General features: G+C 63.5%; 13 protein-coding genes and 1 pseudogene. 4 read left to right on the top strand and 10 right to left on the bottom strand.

The window, feature by feature from the left end:
- Window positions 1–14 precede the first annotated feature (14 nt).
- The 4 genes from NKI46_RS02020 (at window position 15) to NKI46_RS02005 (ending at window position 4,635) form a co-directional block, all read left to right on the top strand.
- Window positions 15–1,079: an ABC transporter ATP-binding protein gene (locus NKI46_RS02020; RefSeq protein WP_023683214.1), complete on the top strand. Its 1,065-nt coding sequence runs from the start codon at window positions 15–17 to the stop codon at window positions 1,077–1,079.
- A 152-nt stretch (window positions 1,080–1,231) separates the two neighbouring features.
- Window positions 1,232–2,785, top strand: coding sequence for a cation:proton antiporter (locus tag NKI46_RS02015; protein ID WP_352744489.1), 1,554 nt, complete (start codon window positions 1,232–1,234; stop codon window positions 2,783–2,785).
- A gap of 88 nt (window positions 2,786–2,873) precedes the next feature.
- Window positions 2,874–3,782, top strand: coding sequence for an endonuclease/exonuclease/phosphatase family protein (locus NKI46_RS02010; protein WP_023671173.1), 909 nt, complete (start codon window positions 2,874–2,876; stop codon window positions 3,780–3,782).
- Window positions 3,783–3,789: 7 nt separating this feature from the next.
- Window positions 3,790–4,635, top strand: coding sequence for an EamA family transporter (locus NKI46_RS02005; RefSeq protein WP_023755041.1), 846 nt, complete (start codon window positions 3,790–3,792; stop codon window positions 4,633–4,635).
- A gap of 12 nt (window positions 4,636–4,647) precedes the next feature.
- Here NKI46_RS02005 and NKI46_RS02000 read toward each other — a convergent pair.
- The 10 genes and pseudogenes from NKI46_RS02000 to NKI46_RS01955 all read right to left on the bottom strand — a co-directional run bounded on the left by NKI46_RS02000 (window position 4,648) and on the right by NKI46_RS01955 (window position 16,292).
- A pseudogene (locus tag NKI46_RS02000) lies at window positions 4,648–5,866 on the bottom strand (MFS transporter).
- An 89-nt stretch (window positions 5,867–5,955) separates the two neighbouring features.
- Window positions 5,956–6,273 carry a Dabb family protein gene (locus NKI46_RS01995; RefSeq protein ID WP_023683219.1) on the bottom strand — a complete coding sequence of 106 codons (318 nt, stop codon included), beginning with the start codon at window positions 6,271–6,273 and terminating at the stop codon, window positions 5,956–5,958.
- Window positions 6,274–6,293: 20 nt separating this feature from the next.
- The gene (locus NKI46_RS01990) at window positions 6,294–7,922 is read right to left on the bottom strand and encodes a GMC family oxidoreductase (RefSeq protein WP_352562637.1); all 1,629 of its coding nucleotides are present in this window, start codon (window positions 7,920–7,922) and stop codon (window positions 6,294–6,296) included.
- 12 nt (window positions 7,923–7,934) lie between these two features.
- The gene (locus NKI46_RS01985; protein WP_023825461.1) at window positions 7,935–8,696 is read right to left on the bottom strand and encodes a 3-ketoacyl-ACP reductase; all 762 of its coding nucleotides are present in this window, start codon (window positions 8,694–8,696) and stop codon (window positions 7,935–7,937) included.
- A complete protein-coding gene (locus tag NKI46_RS01980) occupies window positions 8,693–10,195 on the bottom strand; it encodes a GMC oxidoreductase (RefSeq protein ID WP_352562636.1) in 1,503 nt (500 codons plus the stop codon). Before NKI46_RS01980 ends, NKI46_RS01985 begins: the two co-directional genes overlap by 4 nt.
- A 5-nt stretch (window positions 10,196–10,200) precedes the next feature.
- Entirely contained in the window at window positions 10,201–11,316 is a 1,116-nt protein-coding gene (locus NKI46_RS01975) for an ABC transporter ATP-binding protein (protein ID WP_023671180.1), read from the bottom strand.
- Window positions 11,317–11,320: 4 nt separating this feature from the next.
- Window positions 11,321–12,265: a carbohydrate ABC transporter permease gene (locus NKI46_RS01970; RefSeq protein WP_023704034.1), complete on the bottom strand. Its 945-nt coding sequence runs from the start codon at window positions 12,263–12,265 to the stop codon at window positions 11,321–11,323.
- Window positions 12,262–13,212 (bottom strand): carbohydrate ABC transporter permease, encoded by a 951-nt coding sequence (locus tag NKI46_RS01965; protein WP_023737628.1) that lies wholly within the window; start codon window positions 13,210–13,212, stop codon window positions 12,262–12,264. Before NKI46_RS01965 ends, NKI46_RS01970 begins: the two co-directional genes overlap by 4 nt.
- A 256-nt stretch (window positions 13,213–13,468) precedes the next feature.
- Entirely contained in the window at window positions 13,469–14,722 is a 1,254-nt protein-coding gene (locus tag NKI46_RS01960) for an ABC transporter substrate-binding protein (protein WP_023737629.1), read from the bottom strand.
- 58 nt (window positions 14,723–14,780) lie between these two features.
- Window positions 14,781–16,292, bottom strand: coding sequence for an aldehyde dehydrogenase family protein (locus tag NKI46_RS01955; RefSeq protein ID WP_023737630.1), 1,512 nt, complete (start codon window positions 16,290–16,292; stop codon window positions 14,781–14,783).
- Window positions 16,293–16,295 lie beyond the last annotated feature (3 nt).

The raw sequence follows: 16,295 nt of genomic DNA, 5'->3' as shown, positions 1-16,295 counted from the left end.
CGAAAGAAAAAGCCATGGCCGAACCATTCCTCTCCATCCAGCATGTGCGAAAATCCTTCGGCGCCACCACCGTGGTCGAAGATTTCAATCTTGATGTCGAGCCGGGCGAGTTCGTATCCTTCCTTGGGCCATCGGGTTGCGGCAAGACCACCGTGCTGCGCATGGTCGCCGGTTTCGAAGAGCCGTCGGCGGGCAAGATCGTCGTCGCAGGCAAGGACATCACGAGGCTAAAGCCCAACCAGCGCAATGTCGGCATGGTGTTCCAAGCCTATGCGCTGTTCCCCAACCTGACGGTGGCGCAAAACATCGGCTTTGGCCTGAAGGTCGCCGGCATGCCCAAGGCGGACATCGACAGACGCGTGGCCGAGATGCTCGACATCATCAAGCTGCCGCAGATGGCCGACCGCTATCCCTACCAGCTTTCCGGCGGCCAGCAGCAGCGCATCGCGCTGGCGCGTGCCATCGCGCCGAAGCCGAAGCTGCTTTTGCTCGACGAGCCGCTGTCGGCGCTCGACGCCAAGGTACGTGTGTCGTTGCGCGAGGAAATCCGCTCGATCCAGAAGAAGCTCGGCATCACCACCATCTTCGTCACCCATGACCAGGAAGAGGCGCTGTCGATCTCCGACCGCATCGCGGTGATGTATGGCGGCAAGGCCGAGCAGGTCGGCACGCCGTTCGAGATCTACAACCGGCCGGCGACCAAGTTCGTCGCCAACTTCGTCGGCACGCTGAACGTGCTCGAAGGCAAGGTCACTGACGCCGCGGCCGGCACGGTGCAAGTCAACACGCAGGAAGTCTCGCTCAAGGGCAAGCTCAACGGCTCGAAGTCGGGCGACACGCTGTCGCTGGCGCTGCGTCCCGAGGCGATCTCGCTCGGACGCCAGCCCGGTCGCGATTCAAGCCTGTCGGGCGAAATCTCCGAAGTGCACTTCCTCGGCTCGGTCATTCGCGTTCGCGTCGGCATCGGCGGCAACACGGTGTCGCTCGACACCTTCAACAGCCCGGCCACACCACCGCCGGCTGTTGGCGAGAAGGCGGAGATATCGTTTTCATCGAGCGACATGCTGGTGCTGCACTAGTAAAAGCAGCATCCCAAGGGAACCGAGACGGTCGAATCAGGCCAGCGCGATGAACGGCCGTATCCTGCCAAGGTCGGGCGTTTGCTGGACAATCAACAGCATCTTGCCATCCAGCCACTGCCCATGATGCCGCTTCGCCGCTACGATGGGCCATGGCGCTATTCGAACTTACCCTCATCCTGCTTCTGGCTGCCGTCGCGCTGACGGCGCTGTCGCGGCGGCTGGAAATTCCCTATCCGTCCCTGCTGGCTCTGGCCGGCGTCGCGATTGCCTTCGTACCCGGTGCGCCGACGATCGAGATCGATCCGGAGCTGGCGCTTGCCCTGTTCATCGCGCCGGTGCTTCTCGACGCCGCCTATGACACGTCGCTGCGCGACCTCAAGCGCTACCGGCTGTCGCTCGCGTTGCTCGCGCTAGGCGCCGTGGTCTTCACCACCGTGGTGGTTGCCTTGGTCGGCTGGAAGATGGCCGGCCTGCCGATCGCGGCGGCAATCGCGCTTGGCGCCATCGTCGCGCCACCGGATGCGGTGGCCGCATCCGCCGTGCTCAGCCAGTTCAAGGTACCGCACCGCATCACCGCCATCCTGCAGGGCGAGAGCCTGCTCAACGATGCCACGGCGCTGCTGATCTACCGGCTGGCGGTTTCGGCGGCGCTTGGCACGATCATGCTCAGCAACGCCGTTCCGGTGATCCTGCTGGCAACGATCGGCAGTGTGATCGCGGGCTATCTGTTTGGCCGCGTCTCGCTGCTGGCGCTCGGCCGCATCGAGGATGCGGCGAGCAGCACGGTGGTGCAGTTTGCCGGAACCTTCGCCGTGTGGATCATCGCCGACAGGCTCGGCCTTTCCGCCATCATCACCATCGTCGTCTATGCCATGACCATTGCGCGCAGGGCGCCGCGCCAGTCGTCGGCGAGACGCCGCGTCAGCACCTATTCGGTCTGGGAGTCGGCGGTGTTCGTGCTCAACGTGCTGGCTTTCGTGCTGATGGGCCTGCAGGCACGCACGATCGTTGGCAGGCTGGCCGGCGACGGGCAAGGCGAAGCATTCCTTTTCGCCGCAACGGTGCTGGTCGTCGTTATCGTCGCGCGCCTTGTCTGGGTGGCGAGTTACGTCGCGATCATCCGGTGGCTTGCCCGCTTCGGCAGCCAAGAGGCAAGGCGGGAATTGCCGACGTTCGGCGGCGCCGTCATTGTCGGCTGGTGCGGCATGCGTGGGTTGGTGACGCTGGTGGTGGCCATTGCGCTGCCGGCCGATTTTCCCGGCCGCGACCCGATAGTGCTTGCCGCCTTCGCGGTGGTGCTGGGCACGCTGGTGCTGCAAGGCATGACGCTGAAGCCGCTGCTGCGCTGGATCAACTTCGACCCCGATAGAACCGTCGACAATGAGGTGGCGCAGGCGCGCGTCGCCATCATGCAGGCAGCACTGGACGTGCTGAGCCGCAAGACATCTGCGGCCTCCGCCGTCGTGCGCGAACAGTATGAAGCGCAGCGCCTGATTGCGGAAAACCCGGAGGACGCTCAGGCCGCGACCGAATACGACCGGCTGCGCCTCTATGCCATCAACCGCCAGCGCGACACGCTCGAGGAGTTGCGCAGCAACGGCACGATCGGCGACGAAGCCTACCACCGGCTGGAGGAAGAGATCGACTGGGCCGAACTGGCGGCATCGCCGGCGGGCCGGTTCCAGCCGCTGACCACATCATAGACGCTGGCCCAGTTCCGCCGTCGTGCCGGTACATTGCAACCCGTCTGCCGAACCGCTACTGCCAAAGCGAAATTGAGCCGGATAAGCAATGAAGCTGGTCAGCTACAACATCCAGTACGGGTTCGGCGGCGATGGCCGTTACGATCTTTCGCGCTGCACCAAGCTGGTCGACGGCGCCGATATCATCGCGCTGCAGGAGGTCGAGCGGCATTGGCAGCGCACCAATGAGGACGACCAGCCGGAGGTCCTGTCCAAGCTGCTGCCTAGCTATTACTGGGTCTATGGCCCGGCCTTCGACATGGACGCCAGTGAGCAGCGCGACGGCCGGGTCGTCAACCGCCGCCGCCAGTTCGGCACCATGCTGCTGTCGAAGCTGCCGATCGCCTGGTCGCGGCTGCACGCGCTGCCCATGCGCCGCACGCTGCGGCCGCTCAACACGCGCAACGCCGCGCTCGAATGCATGATCCGCACGCCGGCCGGACCGGTAAGGGTCCTGTCGCTGCATCTCGCCCATATCGCGGCGGAGGAGCGTCTGGAGCAGATCGACTATCTCTTGGCCGAGCATCGCCGCGCGCCGTCCGAGGGCGGCCCGTGGAGCGGCGCGGACGATGAGCCTTCGCGCAACTGGACCAGTGGCGAGGCCGAGCCGGAAAACCCGACAGCTGCGATCTGGATGGGCGATTTCAACATGGAGCCGGGCAGCGCCGAATACAGCCGCATCGTCGGCAGCACGCCCTATCATCGCGGGGCAGCTTATCTCGACGGCTTTGTTGATGCCGCTGCCGTCGCTAGCGAGCCGGCTGCCGATTTCCACACCCATGTGAAAACGATCGACGGGAAAGTGGCAAAACGCCGGCTCGACCATTGCTTCGTCGGCGGTATGTTCGCGGACCGTGTGCGCTCGGTCAGTGCCGATATAGGCGAGATCGCTTCAGACCATTTTCCGGTCCGGATCGATATCGATCTCGAAACGCCTTTGAGCTCAGGAGATCGGTGAGCCCTCAATGACGCTTTTCGTCTTTTTCGCGGTGCTTGCCGCCGCCGCCATGCACGCGATCTGGAACGCGCTGGTCAAGGTGCATCTCGATCGCTTCCTGTCGATCACGCTGATGACACTGGGCATGGGGTTTGCCGCGCTTTTCGTGCTGCCCTTCGTCGAGTTTCCGAAGGCCGAAGTGTGGCCTTTCATCATCGCCTCGGTGATTTTCCACATGGGCTACCGGACTTTCCTGATCGGCGCCTACAAGGCCGGCGATTTCGCCCAGACCTATCCGCTGGCGCGCGGCACGGCGCCGCTTTTGACCGCCCTCGGCGGCGTTGTCGTGGTGCAGGAGATGCCGGCGCCTTTCGCCATCCTCGGCATCCTGCTGCTGTCGGCCGGCACGTTGGTGATGTCGTTTCGCGGCGGCGCGCATCTGGAGCGGATCAATGTGCGGGCGGTCGGCTTTGCGCTCGGCACTTCGATCTTCATATCCAGCTACACGCTCTCCGACGGCAGCGGCGCGCGGCTGGCCGCAACGGCAACGAGCTATGCCGCATGGCTGTTCATCTGCGATGCCACGTGGGCGCTGGTGCTGTGCCTCATCTTTCGCGGGCCCAAGGCGCTGCCCGTGCTGGCGCGCGACTGGAAGGCAGGCCTGTTCACCGGCGTGCTCAGCGGCGCGGCCTACTGGATCGTCATGTGGGCGATGACCAAGGCGCCGATCGCCTCGGTGGCGTCGTTGCGCGAGACGTCGATCCTGTTTGCCATGATGATCTCGGTTTTCGCGCTCGGCGAGAAGATGACAGGCTGGCGCGGCGCCGCCGCGCTCGGCATCGTCGCCGGTGTCGTGGCCCTCAGACTGGGCTGAGAGCCTGATACTTCAGCCGAGCACCGTCATCACCTGTCCGCGCCGTTCCGTACTGAAGCGGATGACGACGATGATGCAGACGGCGACCACGCCGGCAAACAGCGCCAGCGCGTAGCCATAGCTGCCTCCAGACGTCTCGGCGATGCCGGCCTGGTAGGGACCGCCATAGGACGCCGCGAGATTGCCGGCCTGGTAGATGAAGCCGGGCAAGGTTGCCCGCACGGCGCCGGGCGACAGCTCGTTAAGATGCACCGGGATGACGCCCCAGGCGCCCTGCACCGCGACCTGCATGACGAAGGCGCCGATGGCCAGCATGAACGGTGTCGAGCTGAAGGCCCAGAGCGGAATCGAGGGCAAGGCAATCAGGCAGGCGAGCGTTATCGCGTTGACGCGGCCGATCTTCTCCGACAGTGCGCCGAACGCCAACCCGCCGACGATGGCGCCGATATTGGCGACGATGGTGATCCAGCTCACCGTGTGCGGGTCGAAGCCATGCTGCTTCTTGAGGAAGGTCGGGTAGAGGTCCTGCGTGCCGTGGCTGAAGAAATTGAAGAACATCATCAGCACGACCGCATAGACGGCGACGCCCCAGTGCTTCCGCAGCGTTTCAAGAAGGCCAGGTCTGACGGATTTCTGCGCCTCGACGAAGGCCGGCGATTCCGGCACATGCGAGCGGATGAAGAGCACGATAAGTGCCGGCAGGAAGGAGAGCAGGAACATGGCGCGCCAGCCGATCGTGTAACCGCCGATCGTCTGCTCGTAAAGCACGCCGTAAACCACGGCCGCCAGAAGGTAGCCGGTGGGATAGCCGCATTGCAGGATGCCCGAGACCATGCCGCGGGCACTGGGCGGAATGGACTCCATGGCGAGCGAACTGCCCAGCCCCCATTCGCCGCCCATGGCGATGCCGAACAGAGCGCGCAGCGCCAGGAAAATGCCGAGATTGGGCGAGAAGGCAGCCAGCGCGCCGATCACCGAATAGCTGACGATGTTGAGCATCAGAATGGGCTTGCGGCTCATATTTGTCGGCCAGCCTGCCGAAGAAGAAGGCGCCGATGAAGCGTGTCGCCAGCGTCAGGAACAACGCTTTGGAGACTGCCGGGACGTCAGTGTTGAATTCGGTTGCGATATCGGTGAGCAGGAACGTCAGAAGGAAGAAATCAAAAGCGTCGAGCGTCCAGCCGAGGAAGGAGGCAAGGACGGTTTTCTTCTGCTGCGCGGTGAGAGCCACGACGTTCCTCCTAAACGCCCCCGGGGAACGATATGTTCCTTGGGGCGCAAAAGAGAACAGGCGTCAGCCGGCTTTCGAAAGAAGCGCGGTCACTTTTTCGTAATGTCGAGATCGAACACCATCAGCCCGTCGGTGCCGCCTTCGAGCGCTGCGACCAATCGGGCGCCGGCGCGCTGATGCGCTTCATGCACGAGATAGGCGTCGCGGGCGGCGGCATCGCGGAAGTCGATGGTGAAGGCATGGCTGAAGCCGCGCGCGAACGGCTCCGGGCTGACATTGGTGCTGAAATGGACCGTGTCCATGCCGTCGACAACGGAGCGCAGTGCTTCGAGATCGGCGTGGATTGCGGTGCGCTCGGTGGCGGGCACATCGCTGCGGAAGCGTACGAAGACGCAGTGTCTGATCATTGGTTCGTTCTCCCAAGTGGCTATGCGGCCCGATTGCCGGAGAACACCGCCGGCGGCAGCGGCTCGCGGCCGAGGATGATGTCGGCGCCTTTTTCGCCGACCATGATGGTCGGCGCATTGGTGTTGGAGGAAGGCACGCGCGGCATCACCGAGGCATCGCAGACGCGCAGGCCCTCGATGCCGCGCAGGCGCAGGTCCGGTGTGACCACCGCCATATCGTCATGGCCCATGCGGCAGGTGCCCACGGGGTGATGGTCGGTCTTGGCGGTGCGGCAGGCATAGTCGATCAGCTCGTCGTCGCTGGCGAGCGATGGTCCGGGCAGCACCTCGCGCAACACGTAAGGTGCAAGCGCCTTCTGCCGCATGATCTCGCGCGCAAGCCTGAGGCCCTTGATCGACATGGCGCGGTCATAAGGGTCCGACCAATAGTTGGGATCGATCAGCGGGTGGTCGGCCGGGTCGGCGCTGCTCAGCCGCAGCGTGCCGCGCGAGCGCGGGCGCAGGAAGGCCGAGTTCAAGGTCACGCCGGGGTTCTTCAACCTCTCGACGCCGGCCTCGATGCCGGAGCCGAGTCCCAGATGGAACTGGATGTCGGGCGAGGCGGCGGTCGGATCGGCGTACCAGAAGCCGCCGGTCTCGAACAGGCTGGAGGCGACCGGCCCTTTCTTCAGCAGCAGATACTGCAAGCCGGCCCACGCGGTGCGGTGCAGCTTGGCGTAGTTGTCATAGGTGTGGTCGCCGGTGCATTCGGCGATGACGAACAAATCGAGATGGTCCTGCATGTTGGAGCCGACACCGGGCAGATCATGCACCGGCGTCACGCCGACCGATTTCAGGTGATCAGCCGGGCCGATGCCCGACTGCATCAACAGCTTCGGCGAACCGATGGCGCCGGACGAGACGATCACTTCGCGCTCGGCGCGCATGATGGTCTTCTCGCCGCCGGGTTTGTCGACGATCTCGACGCCGGTGGCGCGGCCTTTCTCGACGACGATGCGGGTGACCAGCACATCGGTTCGGACCGTCAGGTTCTTGCGGGCGCGGATGGGCTTCAAATAGGCGACCGAAGCGGATGAGCGCCGGGCGTCCTTCTGGGTCAGCTGGTAGTAGCCGACGCCTTCCTGGCTAGCGCCGTTGAAATCCGGGTTGAAGGGGATGCCCATCTCTTGGCCGGCGCGGAAATAGGCTTCGCAAATCGGCAGCGGCGAAATAGGGTTCGACACGCCGAGCGGCCCCTGGTCGCCGTGAAAATCGTTGGCGAAGCGCTGGTTGTTCTCGGCGCGCTTGAAATAAGGCAGCACGTCGCGATAGCCCCAGCCCGCGAGGCCCTCTTCCTTCTCCCATGCGTCGTAGTCGCGAGCGTTGCCGCGCGTGTATATCTGGGCATTGATGGACGAGCCGCCGCCGACCACCTTCGCCTGCGTATACCAGAAGACGCGGTCCTGCATGTGCCTCTGCGGCACGGTCGACCAGCCCCAGGAAGCGATGCCCTTGGTCATCTTGGCAAAGCCCGCCGGCATGTGGATGTAGGGGTGCCAGTCCTTGCCGCCGGCCTCGAGCAGCAGCACGGAATTCGCTGGATCCTCGCTCAGCCGGTTGGCCAGAACGCAGCCGGCCGGGCCGGCACCTACGATGATGTAGTCGGTCATAACCCTATCCACCTACAGTCGAGGCACGGAGAGCGCGCCGTCGACATTGATAATCGAGCCTGTGGAAAAGCCGAGCTTGCCGGCGGCAAGCGTCGCCACCACGGCGCCGATGTCCGATGCTTCGCCCCAGCGTTTTGCCGGCACCAGGCCGCTGTCGATAAGCGCGTCGTATTTGGCTGATACGCTCGCGGTCATGTCCGTGCGAATGATGCCCGGCCGCAGCTCGAACACGCCGATGCTTTCCGGCGCAAGCCGCAGCGCCAGGTTCTTCACCCACATCGAAAGGCCGGCTTTCGAGATGCAGTAGTCGGCGCGTTCCGGCGAGGCCATATCGGCGCTGACCGAGGTGATGGTGATGATCGAGCGCGGATGATTGCTGGGAGCCCCCAGCATCGCCTTGGCGACGGCCTGGCTAAGGAAGACTGTGCCGCGCAGATTGACGTCCAGCGCACGGTCGAAATTCTCGGGCTTCAGCTCCAGCAGATCGCCGCGCACCATGGCGCCGATGCCGGCATTGTTGACGAGGCAGTCGATTCGGCCGAACGCATGCGTGGCGGCGTCGATAAGCGATGCGTGATCGGGAAGGCTGGCAATGTCGCATCGGTGGTAAGCGAACTTTGAGCGGCGCGCGATGATGTTTTCAACAAGCCGTTTGGCGGGGTCGTTGGCCAGGTCAGCGACGAGAATGTCGAAGCCTGCATCGGCCAGCGCCTCGGCGCAGGCCAGTCCAATGCCGCGCGCGCCGCCGGTGACGATGGCTGCGGGGCGGGTCATGCTGCGAGGTCCGTTCGGCGAATATGCTCGGCCACGCGCAGCGCCTGTGCCGCAATCGACAGCGCCGGATTCACGGCGGCCGAGTTCGGCAAAAAACTGGCGTCGACAACGAACAGGTTCGGGTGGTCGAAGGCGCGGCAGAACGGGTCGAGCGGCGACGTCGCCGGATCGTCGCCCATTTTCACCGTGCCGCACTGGTGCGAGGGCGTGCGCTTGTCGAAGGGACGCGACAGCACGATGGGATAACCGCAGGCGCGGAAGTTCTCACGCATCACCCTGGTCAGCGCGTCCAGCGACTGCATGTTGGAGCGCCGCCATTGCATGACGATGTCCTTGCCGTCGACCATGATGCGGCTTTCCGGATCGGGCAGATCCTCGCACATCAGATACCAGTCGACGGCGTGACCGGCCATGTAATCGAGCGCGAATTTCGGCACGCGTTTGACGTTGGCCTTCAACATGTTGCCGTCGATCTTGCCGAGCAGCTGGACGTTGCCGAGCGGCTTGCCGCCTTTGCCGTCGGAGAGATAGTAGTCATTCAGCATCAGCGTCTTCTGGTAGACGCTGTCGTTCCTGCGGCGCGGATCGATCGCCAGCATGGCGCTCGAATTATGGTTCATGAAATTGCGGCCGACCTGGTCGGAGCGGTTGGCGAGGCCTTTGCCATCTGGTGAAGGCGAGCGCAGCAGGATGACGGCGGAATTGACCGCGCCGGCGGACAGGATGACCAGCTTCGGCCCGACTTTCTTCAGCTCGCCATTCTGACGGTAGTGAACGGCAGCGATGCTTTTGCCGTCGGACGACGCTTCGAGATATTCGACATGGCAGCCGGTGTCGAGTCGGATATTGCTGTCCTTAAGTGCGGCCGTCAGCGGTCCGGTCTGAGCGTCGACCTTGCCCTGGGCGGTGTTGGGGAAAGCATCCCAGCCGGTCTTGCCCTCTTTCAGCCAGGTGTCGATGTCGACGCCGAGCGGCAGCGAGGCCGGATGCAGGCCGAGGGCTTTCAACTCAGCGCGGGCGCGCGCAATCGGCGCCTCGTCGGGCACCGGCTTGAAGGCATAGGGGACCGAGTGGAACGGTTCGGTCGGGTCCTCGCCGAGTGAGCCGCGGACGCGAAACAGCTGCTCGGCTTTCGAATACCAGGGCTCGAATTCATCGTAGGAAAATGGCCATGCCGGCGAGACGCCACCGAAGTGCTCCATGGCGGCAAAATCCTCTTTGCGGTAGCGGATCAGCACCGCGCCGTAGAATTTCGAATTGCCGCCGACATAGTAGTAATTGCCGGGGTTGAAGGCGCCGCCGCCGGCCTCGCGCCACATCTCCTTCGGACGGTAGTGGCCATCGACGAAGATCGAGCGCGTGTCGCGGGCATGCGGCGTTGCCGGCAAGGGCTCGCCGCGCTCCAGCATCAGGACCGAGGCGCCGCTGCCGGCCAGGCCGGAAGCGATCGTAGCGCCGCCGATGCCGGAGCCGATGATGACGATATCGGGGCTGACCATCTCGATCAGCGGATGCGGTGTTCGGTCGCCGGATCGAAGAACACGGCCTTGGTCAGGTTGAAGGCGAGCGGCGTGCTGGTGCCCGGCTGGATGTTGGCGTCGGCCCGCAACCGCGCCACCACGCCCTTGCCGCCGAGGTTGGTCACCGCGAAAGTGTCGGACCCTGCCGGCTCGACCACTTCGATGTGCAGGTCGGCAGTGGCAATGTTGGAGGCGTTGCGTTCCGCACCTTCCGGATCGGTCAGCGCTTCCGGGCGCACGCCGAAGATGATCGGCTTGCCCTGGAACGCCGACAGGCCCGCCGGCGCATTGGCCATCGGCAGCGTAATGGGCTCGCGCGCCTCGCGCTCCAACACGACGGACAGCGCATTGCCCGACGTGGCAATGGTCGCCGGGATCAGGTTCATCGCCGGCGAACCCATGAAGTCGGCGACGAACAAATTGGTCGGGTTGTTGTAGATCTCGGCCGGGGTGCCGAACTGCTGCACCTCGCCGTCGCGCATGACGGCGATCTTGGTAGCCAGCGTCATCGCCTCGATCTGGTCGTGGGTGACGTAGACGATGGTTGTGCCAGTGGTGGCATGCAGGCGCTTGATCTCGATGCGCATGTCAACGCGCAATTTGGCGTCGAGGTTGGACAAAGGCTCGTCGAACAGGAACAGCTTAGGGTCGCGCACCAGCGCCCGGCCCATGGCGACGCGCTGGCGCTGGCCGCCGGAAAGCTGGCTCGGCTTGCGCTGCAGGAGGTGGCCGATCTGCAGGACCTTGGCCACCTTGTCGATCGCCTTTTGGCGTTCGTCGGCCGGCACGCCGCGCATCTCCATGCCGAAGGAGATGTTTCCGGCCACCGTCATGTTCGGATAGAGCGCATAGCTCTGGAACACCATGGCGATGTCGCGCTTGGATGGGTGCAGATCGTTGATGGCGCGGCCGTCGACGCGGATTTCGCCCTCGGTGATCTGCTCTAGGCCGGCAATCGTGTTGAGCAAGGTGGACTTGCCGCAGCCGGACGGGCCGACCAGCACCAGGAAGCCGCCCTTTTCGAGCTCGACATCGATGCCCTTCAGGATCTCGACATTCCCGAAGCGCTTCTTCAGCCCATCAATTTCCAGAAAAGCCATCAGATTATCCTTTGACCGCGCCCGCCATCAGGCCACGCACGAAGTAGCGGCCGGCGACCACATAGACGAGAAGGGTGGGCAGGGCTGCGATCATCGCCGCAGCCATGTTGACGTTGTATTCGACGACGCCTGTCGAGGTGTTGACGACGTTGTTGAGCGCCACCGTCATCGGCATCACGTCGCCGGAGCCGGCATAGGCGGAGGCGAACAGGAAGTCGTTCCAGATGTTGGTGAACTGGTAGATCACCGTCACCACGATGATCGGCAGCGAGTTGGGCAGCATGATGCGCCGGAAGATCTGGAAGAAGCTTGCCCCGTCGATCTGCGCCGCCTTCACCAGCTCGTTCGGAAACGCTTCGTAGTAATTGCGGAAGAAGAGGGTGGTGAAACCGATGCCGTAGACGACGTGAACGAACACCAGGTTCACGGTCGGATTGCCAAAGCCGAAGGTGAAACCGGTCGCGTTCTGCAGCTTGACGCCGAACCGGCCCAAGCTGCCGAGGATCGTTGCCATCGGCAGCAGTACCGACTGGAACGGGATGAAACAGGCAAACAGCATCAGCCCGAACACCAGCGTCGCCCCGCGAAAGCGCCATTTGGTCAGCACATAGCCGTTGAGCGCGCCGAGCAGGGTCGAGATGATGACTGCCGGAACCACCATCTTGATCGAGTTCCAGAAATAGCCCTTCATGCCGACGCAGGTCAGGCCCGAGCAAACTTCGCTCCACGCCTTTATCCATGGGTCGAAGGTCGGCGCCTGGGGCAGCGCCAGCATGTTGCCGTTCTGGATCTCCTCCATGGTCTTGAACGAGGTCACCAGCATGACGAACAGCGGCATCAGGTAGAACAACGCAAACAGCGCCAGCAGTCCGTAGATGACGATGCGGTTGAGGGTCTTGGTGCTCATGCCGCTAGAGGCCTGGCGGGCAGGGGTGGCAACGGCGCTCATTGCGGCTTCTCCCGCAGTTCCGAATAGAGATAGGGCACGATGATGGCGACGATGGTCATCAGCATGATCACGGCACTCGCCGAGCCGACAGCCATTTCGTTGCGCTTGAACGTGTACTCATACATGAAGTTGGACGGCAGCCAGGCCGAGCCACCGGGGCCGCCGCTGGTCAGCGCCACCACCAGATCGTACGACTTGATGGCGAGGTGGGCGAGCACGATGAAGGCCGACAGGAAGATCGGCCGCAGCAGCGGAATGACGATGCGGCGGTAGAGCTGGAAAGTAGTGGCGCCATCGATCTGCGCCGCTTTCATGATCTCACCGTCGATGCCGCGCAGGCCGGCCAGGAACATCGCCATGATGAAGCCGGAGGCTTGCCAGACGCCGGCGATGACCACCGTGTAGATGACGAAATCCTTGTTCTTGATCCAGTCGAAATGGAAGCTCGTCCAGCCCCATTGATGCAGGGTCTGCTCAAGGCCGAGGCCGGGATCGAGAAACCATTTCCAGGCGACGCCGGTAACGATGAAGGACAGCGCCATCGGGTAGAGATAGATCGGCCGCAACACGCCTTCGCCGCGGATCTTCTGGTCGAGCAGGATGGCCAGGAACAGGCCGAGCGCCAGGCACATGGCGATGTAGAGAAAGCCGAAAATGCCCATATTGACGATCGACGTGTACCAGCTCGATGGCGGGTCGGAGTCGAACGTCCAGCCCCATAGCCGTAGGTAGGCGCGCGGTCCGGTGATGACATAGGACGGAAAAGTCTTGGAATTGGTGAAGGACAGATAGACCGTCCACAGGATGAAGCCATAGACGAAGACGATGGTGATGGCGAAGCTCGGCGCCAGCACGATCTTCGGCAGCGCGTTCTGCAGTCGCGCGCGCACCGAGGGGCGCGACCGCTCCGGCGTCAGCTTGATCTGGGTTGTCGCTACACTGCTCATGAGGCTCCTCCCGTTTCGGGTTGTCCGTGCTCTGCCGTCAGGCGGCAAGGCGACCCCGTGCATACGGGTCTCTGGTCGGCATGGTGTTCAAGAGCGTTTTCACCGTTTCACGGAAACGGCGAACCTCTCTAACTCTTTCTTTTACGCAATTCCGGCCGGAAAACCGCTCACACTTTTCCTGGAATTGCGCCAGCTGGCCAATCCTTAGGTGAAACCTTCCCCGCCGAAGCGGGGAAGGTGTGTTTCTGGCTAGCGCTTACTTGGCGTCGTCGATCGCCTTTACCAGTTCGGTCACGGCTTCGTCCGAGGTCTTGATCTGACCATGGACGAATTTCGAAACGACGTCCTTGTAGGCATTGGCGACTGCCGGAGGCGCGCCATAGCCCTGGGCAAGCGAGCCGAACAGCGTGCCGCCTTCGTTGGCAGCCTTCAGGTCGGCGATGCCCTTCTTGCCGCACGCGTCGAAGTCGGTGTCCGGAACGTCGGTACGGGCGGGAACCGAACCCTTGACGACGTTGAAGGCCGACTGGAAGCTCTTCGACAGGGTGGCGGTGGCCAACGCGACCTGGGCGGCCTTGCGGTCGTCCGGAACGTTGAACATGCCGAACATGTCGGAGTTGTAGACCACCGAGCCTTCCGTGCCCGGGAAGCGATAGCACAGGAAGTCGGTGCCCGGCGTTTTCTTGGCGGCGTTGAACTCGCCCTTGGCCCAATCACCCATCACCTGCACCAGGGCATCGCCCTTGATGACCATGGCGGTGGCAAGGTTCCAGTCGCGGCCCGAGAAGTTCGGGTCGACATAGGTGACGAGCTTGGCGAGGTTATCGAACGACTTCTTCATCGTGTCGGACTTGAGGGACTCGTCGTCGAGGTCGTTGAAGGCCTTCTTGTAGAACTCAGGCCCGCCGGTCGACAGCACGACCGAGTCGAACATGGTGGCTTCCTGCCAGTTCTGGCCGCCAAGGGCGAGCGGGATAACGCCAGCCGCCTTGGCTTTGTCGAGCAGGGCGACGAAGTCGTCGAAGGTCTTTGGCTCGGTGCCGCCGATCTTGTCCATCACCGCCTTGTTGATCCACAGCCAGTTGACGGAGTGGACGTTGACTGGAGCAGCGACCCACTTGCCATCATAGACGGAGAACTTTTGCAGGGCTGCCGGAACCGACTTGTCCCAGCCTTCCTTCTTCGCCGTCTCGGTCAGGTCGCCCATGACGCCGGCCGCCGCATAATCGAGCACGGTGTAGCCGAGCATCTGCGACGCGGTCGGGTAATTGCCGGCCGCGACCATCGCCTTCAGCGCAGTCATGGCGGCGTCGCCGCCACCACCGGCCACCGGCACGTCCTTCCAGGCATAGCCTTCCTTGGCAAGGTCGCCCTTGAGGACGTTGAGAGCAGCCGCTTCGCCGCCCGACGTCCACCAATGCAGCATCTGCACTTCCTTGACGTCCTCGGCATGGGCCGAGAAAGCAAAGGCCGTCGCCAGAGCCGTTCCGATAAACAGTTTGCGCAACATGTTCTACCTCCCTTGTTGCATTACATGACCGGTGGAAGCCCACCGGGTTCTTCCAAACTCAGCCGACCCACCAACCGGTGCGCTGGCCGCGATGAAACTGGATTGTCTTTTCCTCGGTATAATCCTCGACAGCGCGTTTGCCGAGTTCGCGTCCTATGCCGGACTGCTTGTAGCCCCCGAATGGCAACTCGGGAAAGCCTTCCATGAATGTGTTCACCCAAACGGTCCCCGAACGCACACCACGCGCCACCGACATACAAGTGTCGATGCTGGCGCTCCACACCCCTGCCGACAGACCATAGGGCGTGTTGTTGGCGATGTGCAACGCCTTTTCAATCGATCCAAAAGTCAGCACGGAGAGCACCGGGCCGAACACTTCCTCGCGCGCAATAGCCATGTCTTCGGTAACACCGCGGATGATGGTCGGATCGAGGTACTGGCCGGCATTGGACGCCAGCTGGCCGCCACCGCAATAGACATTGCTGCCGTCTTTTGCTGCCACCGCGACGTAACCCGCGACCTTGGTCAGATGATCGGCTGATATCATCGCGCCGACCTTGGTTCGGTCGTCGAGTGGGTCGCCGACCGTTACCTTGGCGGTGAGGGCCTTGACAGTGGCGAGGAAATCGTCGGCGATGGCTTCATGCACGATCAGCCGACTGCCGGCATTGCAGCATTCGCCGGCATTGAAGAAGCCGCCGAAGACAGCCGCGTCAGCGGCCGCCTCGAGATCGGCATCGGGGAAGACGATCTGGCCGTTCTTGCCGCCGAGCTCCATCGAGACTTTCTTCAGCGACTGCGCGGCGGAAGCCATGGTCATCTTGCCGACGCGGGTAGAGCCGGTGAAAGAAACCATTTCCACCAGCGGATGGCTGACCATCGGCCCCCCGACATCGGCGCCGAGGCCGGCCAGGATGTTGACGACGCCCGCGGGCAGGCCGGCCTGCATCAGGATGTCGCCGAGCACGAAGGTCGAGGCCGAGGTCATTTCGCTCGGCTTGACCACCGCGGTGCAGCCGGCGGCGAGCGCGAAGGGCAGTTTCTGGCTGACGATCAGGAACGGGAAATTCCACGGGGTGATGATCGAGACGACGCCGATCGGCTCGCGCAGGACCACGCCCAGCATGGCGTCGCCGAGATTGGCGTAGCTTTCGCCGTGCAGCGTGCGGGCGAGCGAGGCGGCATAGCGCCAGATGTCGATGGCGCCGCCGATCTCGCCGCGCGCCTGGGCGATCGGCTTGCCGGATTCCAGCGCATCGAGTCGGGCGATGTCTTCGAGCTGGGCCTCGATCAGGTCGGCCGTCTTGAGCAGGATGGCGGCGCGCTCGGCCGCCTTCGTGCGCGGCCACGGGCCGGTCTCGAATGCCTTGTGCGCGGCCTGCATGGCCGCCTCCACCTCGGCCTCGCCGGCCCGCGCATAGCGCGAAACGGTGAAGCCATGGCCGGGGCTGTTGCGCGCCAGCGTGCGGCCATCGCGGGCATCGACATGCTTGCCGTCGATCAGGAGCTTGTAAGCCTTCGGCGCCTTGGACGCCTCGGCTGGCATGGAAATGTTGAGCGGTGCGTTCATCGT

The organism is Mesorhizobium sp. M0615 (genome assembly GCF_040320805.1).
Classification (GTDB): Bacteria; Pseudomonadota; Alphaproteobacteria; order Rhizobiales; family Rhizobiaceae; genus Mesorhizobium.
Note: the sequence above shows the minus strand (reverse complement) of the source record. Positions and strands in the feature narration are given on the sequence as shown.

Excerpts from the sequence above, each read along its gene's own strand:
- NKI46_RS02020 (WP_023683214.1), top strand. The coding sequence starts at position 15 with ATGGCCGAACCATTCCTCTCCATCCAGCATGTGCGAAAATCCTTCGGC.
- NKI46_RS02015 (WP_352744489.1), top strand. The coding sequence starts at position 1,232 with ATGGCGCTATTCGAACTTACCCTCATCCTGCTTCTGGCTGCCGTCGCG.
- NKI46_RS02010 (WP_023671173.1), top strand. The coding sequence starts at position 2,874 with ATGAAGCTGGTCAGCTACAACATCCAGTACGGGTTCGGCGGCGATGGC.
- NKI46_RS02005 (WP_023755041.1), top strand. The coding sequence starts at position 3,790 with ATGACGCTTTTCGTCTTTTTCGCGGTGCTTGCCGCCGCCGCCATGCAC.
- NKI46_RS01995 (WP_023683219.1), bottom strand. The coding sequence starts at position 6,273 with ATGATCAGACACTGCGTCTTCGTACGCTTCCGCAGCGATGTGCCCGCC.
- NKI46_RS01990 (WP_352562637.1), bottom strand. The coding sequence starts at position 7,922 with ATGACCGACTACATCATCGTAGGTGCCGGCCCGGCCGGCTGCGTTCTG.
- NKI46_RS01985 (WP_023825461.1), bottom strand. The coding sequence starts at position 8,696 with ATGACCCGCCCCGCAGCCATCGTCACCGGCGGCGCGCGCGGCATTGGA.
- NKI46_RS01980 (WP_352562636.1), bottom strand. The coding sequence starts at position 10,195 with ATGGTCAGCCCCGATATCGTCATCATCGGCTCCGGCATCGGCGGCGCT.
- NKI46_RS01975 (WP_023671180.1), bottom strand. The coding sequence starts at position 11,316 with ATGGCTTTTCTGGAAATTGATGGGCTGAAGAAGCGCTTCGGGAATGTC.
- NKI46_RS01970 (WP_023704034.1), bottom strand. The coding sequence starts at position 12,265 with ATGAGCGCCGTTGCCACCCCTGCCCGCCAGGCCTCTAGCGGCATGAGC.
- NKI46_RS01965 (WP_023737628.1), bottom strand. The coding sequence starts at position 13,212 with ATGAGCAGTGTAGCGACAACCCAGATCAAGCTGACGCCGGAGCGGTCG.
- NKI46_RS01960 (WP_023737629.1), bottom strand. The coding sequence starts at position 14,722 with ATGTTGCGCAAACTGTTTATCGGAACGGCTCTGGCGACGGCCTTTGCT.
- NKI46_RS01955 (WP_023737630.1), bottom strand. The coding sequence starts at position 16,292 with ATGAACGCACCGCTCAACATTTCCATGCCAGCCGAGGCGTCCAAGGCG.